The organism is Flavobacterium sp. 9AF (assembly GCF_902506265.1).
Lineage (GTDB): Bacteria > Bacteroidota > Bacteroidia > Flavobacteriales > Flavobacteriaceae > Flavobacterium.
Genome location: NZ_LR733586.1, coordinates 20,065 through 32,694, shown reverse-complemented (window position 1 = coordinate 32,694; position 12,630 = coordinate 20,065). Strand labels below are relative to the sequence as shown.

Below are 12,630 nucleotides of genomic sequence, written 5' to 3'. Positions count from 1 at the left end.
CCATTATATATTAGTAATTTAATGCTAATATCAAATATAATTATTTTGATTTTTGATTTTAAAAAAGTAAAGTTTCAAAAGAATTTTAGTTTATTAATTCCAATTTCTCTTTTTTTATGGATTTTAGCTTCTTTTTTTTGGAGTATAGATTCAATTGCTTCTATAAAAGGTGTTCCAAGACAATTATTTTTATTTGTCATTCCATTATTTTTTATATTTAAACATGAATACATAATAAAATTTAAAGAAAAAGTACTTTTAAAATACGTTTTTATTTCTGTATTGTTTTCATTTTTTTTTTTAATTAGAGCAATTATTAGAGGTATTTATTTTAAAACAACATCTGTTTTTTTCTTTCATGGAGATTATAATAATGATTTTGGTTTAGTGCCTAAAGAACTTAATGCGGTTCATGTTTCATTATTTATTTCCTTGGCCTTTTTATTATCTATTCAAAAGCAAAAAAAGAACAAAAAGGAAATAATTTATTCAATAATTTTATTGTTGTTTTTAATTTTATTAAATTCTACAATTGTCTTATTTACAACATTTTTGTTATGTTGTATTTATTACCTTTTTTTTTCAAGATCATCAAACAGAATGAGATTGAGAAATTTGTTAATATTTTCAAGTTTAATTTTAGGTTTTTTATTTTACAATAAAATTGCAACATTTCTTGAAAATGAATTTAAAAATAATACCCAAAAAGGAATTGGTCATAATGTAATTAATGAATCATCAATTTTTTCAAATAGAGTTACATTATATGAAGCTTGGAATAATGAAGTTTTTTCACAAAAAGATTTTTTTCCAGCAATGGCTTTTAGAGTTTATCAAACGAGGGTATTTAATGAATTATTACAAGAAAATCCAATTTTTTGGAAAGGTTTTGGACTTAACGCCTCACAAATAAAAATAGTTGAAAAAAGTAAAAAGCATAATGTTTTTCAAGGTAATGAAGAAATGGAAGGATATCAGAATAAAAATTTCCATAACCAATATCTTCAAATTTTCGCAGAGTTAGGTTTTATTGGTTTTTTACTTTTATTAAGTATGCTATATTTCTCATTAAAAAAAGCAATAAAATTTAAAGATTTTAATCATATTTCTTTCACAATTCTAATGATAAGCTTATTTTTGACCGAATCATTTTTATGGAGACAAAGAGGAGTAGTTTTTTTTATTACTTTTTATTGTCTTTTTATGTTACAATCTAAACTAATAAAAAAATAATGAAAAGGGTATTAATTACAGGTGCGGCTGGTTTTTTGGGTTCTCATCTTTGTGATCGTTTTTTAAATGAAGATTATTTTGTAATTGGAATGGACAATTTAATAACAGGAGATTTAAAAAATATTGAACATCTTTTTAAGGAAAAAAACTTTGAATTTTATCATCACGATATTACTAAATTTGTACATATACCAGGAGAATTAGACTATATTTTACATTTTGCTTCTCCTGCAAGTCCTATAGATTATTTAAAAATTCCCATTCAAACATTAAAGGTTGGCTCCTTAGGAACACATAATTTATTAGGGTTAGCACGAGTCAAGAAAGCCCGTATTTTAATTGCATCTACTTCTGAAATTTATGGAGATCCATTAGTTCACCCTCAAACAGAAGAATATTATGGGAACGTTAATACTATTGGTCCAAGAGGTGTTTATGATGAAGCCAAACGTTTTCAAGAATCAATTACTATGGCTTATCATACTTTTCATGGGGTAGAGACAAGAATTGTAAGAATATTTAATACATACGGACCAAGAATGAGACTTAATGATGGACGAGTTATCCCAGCATTTATTGGTCAAGCCTTACGTGGAGAAGATTTAACCGTTTTTGGTGATGGTAGTCAAACGCGTTCTTTTTGTTATGTGGATGATCAAGTAGAAGGCATTTGGAGATTGTTACACTCAGATTATAATTTACCCGTTAATATTGGAAATCCAGATGAAATTACTATCAAAGATTTTGCAGAAGAAATTATGAAGTTAACAGGTACTAATCAAAAAATTGTTTACAGAGACTTACCTATAAATGATCCTTTACAAAGGCAACCCGACATTACAAAGGCTAAAGAAATTTTAGGATGGGAACCAAAAGTTGGAAGAGAAGAAGGTATGAAAATAACTTATGAATATTTTAAATCTCTTTCTCCAGAAGAATTAGCAAAAGAAGAACATAAAGATTTTACCAAATACATTTATTAAATGTCACCAAAAACAGGAAGATATTCAAGTTACATTAGGCCATTTTCTTATGTAGTAGACTTGTTGATTGTTAACTTACTTGCGTTTTATTATCTTCCTCCTCAATTGAATAATTTTGGATATCACACATTTTTATCTTTATCTTGGATGATTATTTCTTCTAATGTTGCTTTTTATGAAGTTTATCGATTTACAAAAGAGTTTCAAATTTTAGGTAAACTAATTAAACAATATTTGTTTTTTTTGATTTTCAATTTTGCATATCTTGGTTTTTTTTACAAGTTTTCTGAGCCATCTCAGATGATAAAATTTATATCATTATCTTTAATATTTGTTTCTCTTGAAAAATTCGCAATTTATTTCTTTTTAAGAAGATTTAGAGTAACTTTTGGAGGAAACTTCAGAAGAGTTATAATTGTTGGACATGGAAAACAAGTAGAAAAATTAATTCATTTTTTTAATGAAAATCCAGATTATGGTTACAAATTAGAAAAAGTTATAGATGTTAAAGAAGGAAAAAAAGACAATTTTAGTGATTGTTTTGATTTTGCATTAAAAGAAAGGATTGATGAGATTTATTGTTCAATTTCTAGTTTAAGTAATAATGAATTAAATCTTTTTGTTGATTTTACGGATAATAATTTAAAAAAATTAAAATTATTACCTGATAATAAAAATGTTTTATCGAGAAACTTAATATTAGATTACTATGATTATATACCTATCGTTTCTTTAAGAAATATTCCTTTAGATAAACGCTCTAATCAAATTATAAAAAGAGTCTTTGATATCACTTTTTCACTTTTAATTATTCTTCTAATTTTATCTTGGCTGATGCCATTAGTAGCATTATTAATAAAACTAGAGTCTAAAGGCCCAATATTTTTTAAACAAAAAAGGAATGGATTAAATTATGAAGAATTTTATTGTTATAAATTCAGATCAATGCATGTTAATCCAATTGCTGACATTGAACAAGTTCAAAAAAATGACCCTAGAGTTACGAGATTAGGTGCTATATTAAGAAAAACAAGTTTAGATGAATTACCACAATTTTTTAATGTTTTATTAGGTGATATGTCCGTAGTGGGACCTCGACCGCATATGGTTAGCCATACAGAAATGTATGCTAAAAGTGTGGATAAATTTATGGTGAGACATTTTATCAAACCAGGTATTACGGGTCTTGCACAAACCAATGGTTTTAGGGGAGAAGTAGAAAATAACAGACAAATTATAAACAGGGTTAAATATGATATTTTTTATATTGAAAATTGGTCTGTTTTATTAGATATAAAAATTATTTTTTCTACAGTATTAAACGCAATCAAAGGAGAAGAAAAAGCCTATTAATGAAAGCTTTAGTTTCGATTATAACACCCACATTTAATTCCGCTAATTATATTGCTGAAACCATTGCTTCTGTACAAAATCAAACCTATTTAAATTGGGAAATGATTATTGTAGACGATGGTTCTTCAGACGAAACAGAAAACATTGTTGCTTCGATAATTGAAAATGATAAACGAATTCAATTTTATAAATTGGATAAAAACTCAGGACCAGCGGTTGCTAGAAATACTGCTATTGAAAAAGCAAAAGGTGATTTTATGACATTTATAGATGCAGATGATATATGGTTTCCCGCATTTATTGAAAATAGTATAAAAACAATAAAAGAACAAAATGTTCCCTTTGTTTTTTCTTCTTATAAACGTGCTAATGAAGCTTTAGAATTTATTTACTCTGATTTTATTGTTCCTAAAAAAGTAACTTATACTGATATTCTAAAATCAAATGCTATTAGTTGCTTAACCGCTTTTGTTGATATAAAAAGTTTAGGAAAAAAATTTATGCCTTTAATTCGTAAACGTCAAGATATGGGATTATGGTTGCAGTATTTAAAAATAATTCCTTTTGCGTATGGTATTCAAGAATCTCAAGCTATATATAGAATTAGAGAAAATTCTTTGTCAAGAAAAAAATCAGATTTAATTAAGTACCAATGGCAGTTTTACAGAGAAGTAGAACAATTAAATCTATTGCAAGCTACTTATTATATGCTTCATTGGATGTATCGCGGTTTTATGAAATATCGTAATTAGAGTAACGATTCAAATTGCTTCAATTTACCTCGCTTACTACGTTGTAACACTTCTTTTCGGTGATAGGTAAACTTTAAATTGGGCTCTAAATATTTAGAGATGGCCTTTTCAATTTCCGCTATTTGTTGGGGTGTAAGTTCCAAATTACTTACATAATCGATTTCAAAAGTGTCTGTTTTAGTTTGACGAATAATAAATTCTTTTACATTACCATCGTCTTCAATAATGCTTTTGGTAACATAATAAAAAGTAAGACCCGGTGAAGTCTTTCCACTAGGTAGAATAGCAATATCATTGGTTCTTCCTAAAAGTTGTTTTAAAATGGGCTTTTTCCAGGTACTTTTTTCATCTAAAATACCTCTATCACCTATATCATAGCGAATAAAAGGATGTGCTTTGTTATATAAGGAAGTAATTACAATTTTTCCTTCTGTGCCATAAGGTACAGGTCGATTGTTTTCATCTACAATTTCAACAAATAAAGTTTCACTATTTACTTGCCATTCTCCTTGTATGTTTTGAAATGCAATCAAATCCAATTCAGATGCACCATATTCATTAACGATTGGAATACCAAACTGTGTTTCTAATAATTGTTTATCGGTATCAAACAACATTTCTGAAGTTACCATGCAAACTTGTAATGAAGGGCAAATATCTTTTAAAATGATGTTTTTCTTTTTTAAGAATTTAGCAAATAATACAATAGAGCTGGTATAACCGTTAATATAATCAAATTTTTTTTGTTTGAAATGGTGTACTATTTTTTCTAAAACAGCATCTGATAAATCAAAAATTGGAAACCGATAGCGTTTACTTAAAAGATCTTTAAGACGTTCTTTTTGGTACCCCAAAAAATCTAAAGGAATACCATAGAACCGAGCCTGATAAGAGGTGTTAAAGTTTATATTATACCAGCCAAATCGATAAATTATAGAAGCCCAAGTTAAAGCATGTGCTTCTTTATCTTTTGCAAAAATAAAGGGATCACCACTTGAACCAGACGTTTTATTCACAAAAACAGTTTTTTCAGAGTATGTTTTTGAAAGTCTTTCCGATAAAGGTTGTTGCAAATCTTTTTTAGTTATTATGGGTAAGTCTTCCCACTTGTTGAACTGATTTTGACCTACTAAATTTTGATAAAAAACATTATTTTTAAGATGAAAATCAACGATTTCTTTTCGTTTTTCCTCAATATATTTATGATAATCTTCATCTTTAATTTTTAAAATGGAAACAAAATCTTCTTTTGCTTTTTGTATAGGAAAACCATTTATTTTTAATGTCAATTCAAAAAGAGGAAACATAGGATTAATTTTCTCAAAAATATAAAAACTGTAAGAAACAAAATTCTTTTTTCTTTCTTCTTTTTTCTTTCTTCTTTAGAAAACGTATTTTTGCCAAAATAACAACACAACAAAATGACAATATTACTTTTAGGTTCGGGAGGACGCGAACACGCTTTGGCTTGGAAAATGTTACAAAGTCCAAAATGTTCTTCTTTATTTGTAGCTCCTGGAAATGCAGGTACAGCAACAATCGCAAAAAACATTTCAATTAGCCCTAATGACTTTGATGCTGTAAAACAATTTGTTTTGCAAGAAAAAGTAGATATGGTGGTTGTAGGACCAGAAGATCCTTTGGTAAATGGAATCTATGATTATTTTAAAAACGAAAGTGAATTAAATGATATTCCTGTTATTGGACCTTCTAAAATTGGCGCACAATTAGAAGGCAGTAAAGAGTTTGCTAAGGAGTTTTTAGTTAAAAATAATATTCCAACAGCTAAATACGAAAGCTTTACAGCTGCTACTGTGGAAAAAGGATGTGCTTTTTTAGAAACCTTGCAACCTCCTTATGTGTTAAAAGCTGATGGCTTAGCAGCAGGAAAAGGGGTTCTAATTTTGCAAGATTTAGCTGAAGCTCAAAACGAATTAAGAAGTATGTTAGTAGATGCTAAATTTGGACAAGCTTCCTCTAAGGTTGTTATAGAAGAATTTTTGGATGGAATTGAATTAAGTTGCTTTGTTTTAACCGATGGTAAAAGTTATAAAATATTACCTACAGCGAAAGATTACAAACGCATTGGAGAAGGTGATACCGGTTTAAATACAGGAGGAATGGGAGCTGTTTCACCAGTGCCTTTTGCAGATCAAATATTATTAGATAAAATTGAAACTAGAATTGTAAAACCTACTATTGAAGGGTTACAAAAAGATACTATTGATTATAAAGGGTTTGTTTTTATTGGTCTAATCAATGTAAAAGGAGAACCAATGGTAATCGAATATAACGTGCGAATGGGAGATCCTGAAACAGAAGTGGTTATGCCAAGATTAAAAAGCGATTTAGTTGCTATTTTTGAAGCAATGCATGCACAAGAATTAGAAAAAATTACTTTAGAAATTGATGAGAGAGCCGCTACAACAATTATGATGGTTTCGGGTGGTTATCCTGAAGATTATGAAAAAGGATATGAAATTACTGGAATAGAAACCATTACTGATTCTTTGGTTTTTCATGCGGGAACGAAACTAGATAATGGAACAGTTGTTACAAATGGTGGAAGAGTATTGGCTGTAACTTCTTATGGAAATGATTTTCAAGAAGCCATAAAAAAATCTTATCAAAGTATAGCAAAACTACAATTTGATAAGATGTATTATCGTAAAGATATTGGCTTTGACTTATAAATAAAGTTCCTCTTTTAAAGGGGAATTTTATTTTAAAAAGGAATGTGCAGTTGTATCTTGAACATCTTCATTGTTTGCTTTATGAAGATTTAACTGTTTTACCCAATACACCATAGCAGCACAACAAATAACAATAAATATCCAGTTTATAATGTTTGCACCCCACCAATTTGTTATTTCCATTTTTCTAAAAAAGTCATAAGGTAAGAACAAATAATCAGTAAAAAGAGTACCAATTCCTTCAAAAAATGATTTCATTTTAATAATGTATTATATTTACACTACAAAAGTATAAAATATCCTGATGTTAGCAAGTATTTTTAATAAAACAAGACCTTTTAATTATGTAATTATTGGCGCATTGCTTTTAATGGCCTTTATATCTTACTCTATTTCACAGCAAACTTTTCTAGGTTGGCAAGGAATTCTCTATGGCATTTTTTATTTTGCTACCATAGTTGGATCTTGTTTCTTGGTCAATTTTATTGCTTTGAAGAATGACTTATCTAGAAATAATTCTTATACAATTTTATTCTTTTTTATCTTTTTACTTTTTTTTCCCACCATTTTTAAAAATAAGAGTATTTTAATTTCAAATTTTTTATTGTTACTCTCACTGAGAAGGTTAATTTCTTTGAAATCAATGAAAAACACAAAAGAAAAAATTTTTGACGCTTCTTTCTGGATTTTTTTAGCAGCATTATTTCATTTTTGGAGTATAGTATATATTCTTTTAGTTTTTATATCAATTATACTGCATGTGTCTAGAGATTATAGAAATTGGATTATTCCTTGGATAGCCCTATTTAGCGTAATTATATTGTTTTTTATCTTTAATATTTTTAGTCAAAATCAATTATTAGAAGATGTCTTTAATAAATCATATATAAGTTTTGATTTCACCTACTTTGAAAATATTTATCAGAATATAGCCTTGGCTGTTTTTACATCTATAGCTTTTTTATTTTTTATTTTTATGTTAATGACTCTAAGTTCTAAACCCATGAATATGAAAACATCCTATAAAAAGATTATTTTTTCTTTTTTATTAGGTATTGCTATATATGTGCTTTCTGCTGAAAAAAATAATAGTTGTTTAGTTTTTACTTTAGCACCTTTAGCTATTTTAGGTTCTAATTTTATCGAAAACCAAGAAAATAAAATACTTAAAGAAGGAACATTGTATATTTTATGTTTTTTCGCAATTTTCTTTTTCGTTTGCCAATTATAATTTGATACCATAAGCTAAATCACCCGCATCACCTAAGCCTGGAATGATATAATTTTTTTCATTCAGTTTTTCGTCTAAAGCAGCTACCCATAAATGTACATTTTCTGGTAAGTTTTCTTGTAAATATTGAATGCCTTCAGGAGCAGCAATTGCAACAGCAAGATGAATTTCTTTTGGTTTTTGTTCTAAATGCAACTTATGTAACACCGCAACAATAGATTGTCCAGTAGCTAACATGGGATCAATCAAGATAAGGGTTTTATTTTCTAAGTTAGGAGCCGCTTGATATTCTACACGTATTTCAAATGCGTCATCATTATTAGGGTGGAATCGGTATGCCGAAACAAAACCATTGTCTGCATCATCGAATATATTCATAAAGCCCGTATGAAGCGCTAAACCAGCCCTTAAAATCGAACATAAAACAATTTTATCAGAGATTTGGGTTGTATTTTTAATTCCCAAAGGTGTTTGTACTTGAATGGGTTTGTATTCCAATGTTTTACTCAATTCATAGGCCATAATTTCACCTATGCGCTCTATATTTTTACGAAAACGCATGCTGTCTTTCTGGATTGAAATGTCTCTAATTTGAGCTAAAAAGTGATTTAAAATGCTGTTTTCTTCTGAAATATAATGAATATGCATTGGATTAGTTTTTAAATTTCAGGTTAAAAGTACAAAAAAACCTTATTTTTGTAGAAATTTAAAAATTATAATCATGTTTGCAGAATTTGCATTTCCCATATTTGAGCGTGCTATTAACGATTATCACGTTATTAATGATGTGTATCAACCCGTACAAAATCCATATGAAAAAGGAACTATTGAGTACTTATTGTATGCAAAAAACTGGGTAGACACGGTGCAATGGCATTATGAAGATATTATTCGTGACCCACAAATAGATCCTGTTGCAGCTTTAGATTTAAAAAGAAAAATTGATGCTTCGAATCAAGTACGTACCGATATGGTAGAATATATTGACAGTTATTTTCTTCAAAAATATGCAAATGTTCAAGTAAAAGCGGAAGCAAAAATCAATACAGAAAGTCCGGCTTGGGCCATTGATAGACTTTCCATTTTAGCGTTGAAAATTTATCACATGAATGAAGAAGCTACAAGAGCAGAAGCAACTCCAGAACATAGAGCAAAATGTCAAGAAAAATTGAATGTTTTGTTAGACCAAAAAAACGATATGTTTACTTCCATTAGTCAATTGATTGAAGATATTGAAAATGGAGACAAATACATGAAAGTTTACAAACAAATGAAAATGTATAACGACGAGGAATTAAATCCTGTTTTATACCAAAATAAAAAATAGTCATCGCTAGATGTCTAAACCAAAACATATTTTAGTAATAAGGCTCTCAGCCATGGGTGATGTTGCCATGACAGTTCCTGTGTTGAGAGCTTTTTCTATGCAATACCCTGAACATTCTGTAACTGTAGTTTCACGCCCTTTTTTTCAACCCTTTTTTCAAGATATACCGAATGTAAGTTTCTTTGGAGTCGATTTAAAAAAGCGACATAAAGGATTCCTAGGATTGTTACGCTTGTTTTTCGATTTACAAAAGTTGAACATAGATGCTGTCGCTGATTTGCACAATGTGTTGCGTTCCAAAATAATTCGCACCTTGTTTTTTCTTTCTCGAAAAAAAGTGACAGCAACTGATAAAGGTAGGAAAGCTAAAAAAGAATTAACCCGATTAGAAAATAAGATTTTCACTCCTGGGAAAACCATGTTTCAAAATCATGCAGATACTTTTCAAAAATTAGGTTTTCCAATGGACTTGTGTCTAGTTCTATTTCCTGAAAAAGCAATTGTATCGGAAGCAATTCTTGAAAAAGTACCCTTTGATACCCATAAAAAAAATATTGGAATTGCCCCTTTTGCACAATATGAAAGCAAAGTTTATCCTTTTGATTTGATGCAAGAAGTAATCCAACAATTAGCCTCTCATTCTCACTACAACATCTATCTTTTTGGAGGTGGAGCAAAAGAAATTCAGTTATTGGAACAATTAAAAACGAATTATTCTAATGTCATTGTTTTGGCAGGAAAACTAACTTTGGAACAAGAACTTAAGGTAATTTCTAATTTAGATGTGATGCTTTCTATGGATTCTGGGAATGCACATATTGCAGCTATGTTAGGCATTAAAGTCATTACGCTTTGGGGCGCTACCCATCCTTACGCTGGTTTTAAACCCTTTCATCAGCCCGATGATTTTTGTATTACTGCAGACAGAACCCAATTTCCACTGTTGCCCACTTCGGTTTACGGAAATAAAAAAGTTGCAGGATACGAAGACGTAATGAGAACCATTCCTCCAGAAACGGTTACCTCTAAAATAGAAAGTGTATTATAGAAAACTGTTATTTATAGTGTTTTTCCAATTCGTTTAGAATAACAGCTCTTGTTTGTTCCTTCAAGGCTACCTTATGATCTAAAGTTAAGCCTTTGGTTTCAATAAAAGGATGCACTTTTACACGCATACGACCTGTTGTGCCACTAAAAAATCGAAAAGGAAAACGTTTTTTATTATCTATAAAAGTCATTGGTACAATAGGAATTTGATGTTCGATTGCCAAACGAAAAGCTCCGTCTTTAAATTCATCTAAAACAATACTTTCATCATCAGGAACACCACCTTCAGGAAAAATACAAATACTCAATCCTTGATGTAATCGTTTTTGTGCCAATTCAAAGACTTTAAAACGACTTTTACTACTGCTTCGATCTACCATAATGCAAACGCGTTTGAAAAAGAAACCAAAAACAGGAATTTTAGCCAATTCTTTTTTACCAACAAAAACAAAAGGATTCTTTTTTACTACTAAAAGCATCAACATAATATCGGTCATAGAAGTATGATTGGCTACTAGCATATAACTTTCTCCTTTTACTAATTTTTGTTGGTATTCCACTTTACGATAAAAACCCATTCCATAAAAAATAAGTTTCGCCCAAAAACGAGCTAAAAAGAAAAATTGAGGATAGGTTTTTTCACTTAAAATGGTTAGAAATAATATTGGAAAAAGAATTAGAATGGGAACAATTACCAAAAGGTAAAACCAAATGTGCCATACCATCCAAAAAGCATATTTTAGTATCTTCATATTTTTAAAACCAAACGTTAGGGTATTGTTTCCATCATTTTCCTGCTATTCGTTTTATCTGTCATTGCGAGGAACGATGCAATCTAACAAAGATAATCAGTTTCGCAATAACAGGATACCACTACTATCAGGAGTAGACTCAAACAATGGGTCTTTTTTAAAATTCTCTCAAAAATAACAATATTATTCAACCTTTTAGAAATAACCTTTTCCCATTTCTGTAAAAGTGGTATTTTTGCGACAAACAACAAGAAAAAAATGTCAAAAATTTTAACTGGCGTTCAAAGTACAGGAACTCCACACTTAGGAAATTTATTAGGTGCCATTTTACCAGCAATTGAAATGGCGAATAATCCAGCTAATGAACCGTTTCTATTTATTGCCGATTTACATTCGATTACACAAATAAAAGACGGAAAAACCTTGCGAGCAAACACCTATAGTACTGCTGCTGCTTGGCTTGCTTGTGGATTGGATACTAATAAAGTTGTTTTTTACAGACAATCTGATGTGCCCCAAACCGCTGAGTTGTCTTGGTATTTGAGTTGTTTTTTTCCCTTTCAGAGATTAACCTTGGCCCATTCTTTTAAAGATAAAGCCGACAGATTAGAAGATGTAAATGCAGGATTGTTTACCTATCCTATGTTAATGGCTGCCGATATTTTATTATATGATGCAGAAGTGGTGCCGGTAGGAAAAGATCAGTTGCAACACTTAGAAATAACAAGAGATGTAGCTTCCCGTTTTAATCATCAAATGGGAGAAACTTTTGTATTGCCAGATGCCAAAATTGATGATAACACCATGTTGATTCCAGGTACAGATGGTCATAAAATGAGTAAGTCTAGAAATAACACCATCAATATTTTTTTAGATGACAAAGCTTTGCGTAAGCAAATTATGTCTATTCAAACGGATAGTACTCCTCTAGAAGAACCGAAAAATCCAGATACGTGCAATTGTTTTGCTTTATATAAGTTATTAGCAACCCCAGAACAAACAGAAGTGATGCGTGCTAATTATTTAGGAGGGAATTACGGTTACGGTCATGCGAAACAAGCGTTGTTTGACTTGATTGTAGAAAAATTTGCAACCGTTCGAGAGAAATATAATTATTACATCAATAATTTAGATGAAGTGGATGCTTTATTAAAAGAAGGTGCTGCTAAAGCAAGTGTGGTTGCCAATGGTGTTTTAGGAAGAGTAAGAGAGAAATTAGGGTATTAAGAAAATATGAGATATAGAAAAGCAGCTCAATC

At 29.7% G+C, this 12,630-nt stretch carries 13 protein-coding genes; 9 read left to right on the top strand and 4 right to left on the bottom strand.

Features of this window, described 5'->3' with window-relative positions; translation table 11 throughout:
• From HALO113_RS16035 to HALO113_RS16020, 4 genes are all read left to right on the top strand, one after another.
• The coding region (locus HALO113_RS16035; RefSeq protein ID WP_236554767.1) for an O-antigen ligase family protein at window positions 1–1,233 on the top strand (1,233 nt) is incomplete at its 5' end.
• A complete protein-coding gene (locus tag HALO113_RS16030; protein ID WP_159780141.1) occupies window positions 1,233–2,216 on the top strand; it encodes a UDP-glucuronic acid decarboxylase family protein in 984 nt (327 codons plus the stop codon). The genes HALO113_RS16035 and HALO113_RS16030, both read left to right, overlap by 1 nt.
• Entirely contained in the window at window positions 2,217–3,569 is a 1,353-nt protein-coding gene (locus HALO113_RS16025; protein ID WP_159780139.1) for an undecaprenyl-phosphate glucose phosphotransferase, read from the top strand. It begins immediately after the preceding gene.
• Window positions 3,569–4,321 (top strand): glycosyltransferase family 2 protein, encoded by a 753-nt coding sequence (locus tag HALO113_RS16020; protein WP_159780137.1) that lies wholly within the window; start codon window positions 3,569–3,571, stop codon window positions 4,319–4,321. Before HALO113_RS16025 ends, HALO113_RS16020 begins: the two co-directional genes overlap by 1 nt.
• On the opposite strand, the gene HALO113_RS16015 is transcribed toward HALO113_RS16020, so the two are convergent.
• Window positions 4,318–5,628: a phenylacetate--CoA ligase family protein gene (locus tag HALO113_RS16015; protein ID WP_159780135.1), complete on the bottom strand. Its 1,311-nt coding sequence runs from the start codon at window positions 5,626–5,628 to the stop codon at window positions 4,318–4,320. The two genes, HALO113_RS16020 and HALO113_RS16015, sit on opposite strands and share 4 nt — an antisense overlap.
• 114 nt (window positions 5,629–5,742) lie before the next feature.
• Here HALO113_RS16015 and purD point away from each other — a divergent pair, with 114 nt between their 5' ends.
• Window positions 5,743–7,014, top strand: coding sequence for a phosphoribosylamine--glycine ligase (purD, locus tag HALO113_RS16010; RefSeq protein ID WP_159780133.1), 1,272 nt, complete (start codon window positions 5,743–5,745; stop codon window positions 7,012–7,014).
• Window positions 7,015–7,041: 27 nt separating this feature from the next.
• Here the strand turns inward: purD and HALO113_RS16005 are convergent, their stop codons facing one another.
• A complete protein-coding gene (locus tag HALO113_RS16005; RefSeq protein ID WP_159780131.1) occupies window positions 7,042–7,272 on the bottom strand; it encodes a uracil phosphoribosyltransferase in 231 nt (76 codons plus the stop codon).
• Window positions 7,273–7,318: 46 nt separating this feature from the next.
• Here HALO113_RS16005 and HALO113_RS16000 point away from each other — a divergent pair, with 46 nt between their 5' ends.
• The gene (locus HALO113_RS16000) at window positions 7,319–8,245 is read left to right on the top strand and encodes a DUF6427 family protein (protein WP_159780129.1); all 927 of its coding nucleotides are present in this window, start codon (window positions 7,319–7,321) and stop codon (window positions 8,243–8,245) included.
• Here HALO113_RS16000 and upp read toward each other — a convergent pair.
• Complete coding sequence (gene upp, locus HALO113_RS15995; RefSeq protein WP_159780127.1) at window positions 8,240–8,893, bottom strand: uracil phosphoribosyltransferase; 654 nt, start codon at window positions 8,891–8,893, stop codon at window positions 8,240–8,242. The two genes, HALO113_RS16000 and upp, sit on opposite strands and share 6 nt — an antisense overlap.
• A gap of 73 nt (window positions 8,894–8,966) precedes the next feature.
• On the opposite strand from upp, the gene HALO113_RS15990 reads away from it, so the two are divergent.
• Both HALO113_RS15990 and HALO113_RS15985 read left to right on the top strand, forming a co-directional pair.
• Complete coding sequence (locus HALO113_RS15990) at window positions 8,967–9,572, top strand: DUF4254 domain-containing protein (protein ID WP_159780125.1); 606 nt, start codon at window positions 8,967–8,969, stop codon at window positions 9,570–9,572.
• 10 nt (window positions 9,573–9,582) lie between these two features.
• Complete coding sequence (locus HALO113_RS15985; RefSeq protein WP_159780123.1) at window positions 9,583–10,620, top strand: glycosyltransferase family 9 protein; 1,038 nt, start codon at window positions 9,583–9,585, stop codon at window positions 10,618–10,620.
• Window positions 10,621–10,627: 7 nt separating this feature from the next.
• Here HALO113_RS15985 and HALO113_RS15980 read toward each other — a convergent pair whose 3' ends face one another.
• Window positions 10,628–11,371 (bottom strand): 1-acyl-sn-glycerol-3-phosphate acyltransferase, encoded by a 744-nt coding sequence (locus HALO113_RS15980; RefSeq protein ID WP_159780121.1) that lies wholly within the window; start codon window positions 11,369–11,371, stop codon window positions 10,628–10,630.
• Between the two features lie 258 nt (window positions 11,372–11,629).
• Here HALO113_RS15980 and trpS point away from each other — a divergent pair, with 258 nt between their 5' ends.
• The gene (trpS, locus tag HALO113_RS15975; RefSeq protein WP_159780119.1) at window positions 11,630–12,598 is read left to right on the top strand and encodes a tryptophan--tRNA ligase; all 969 of its coding nucleotides are present in this window, start codon (window positions 11,630–11,632) and stop codon (window positions 12,596–12,598) included.
• The last annotated feature ends 32 nt before the right edge of the window (window positions 12,599–12,630 follow it).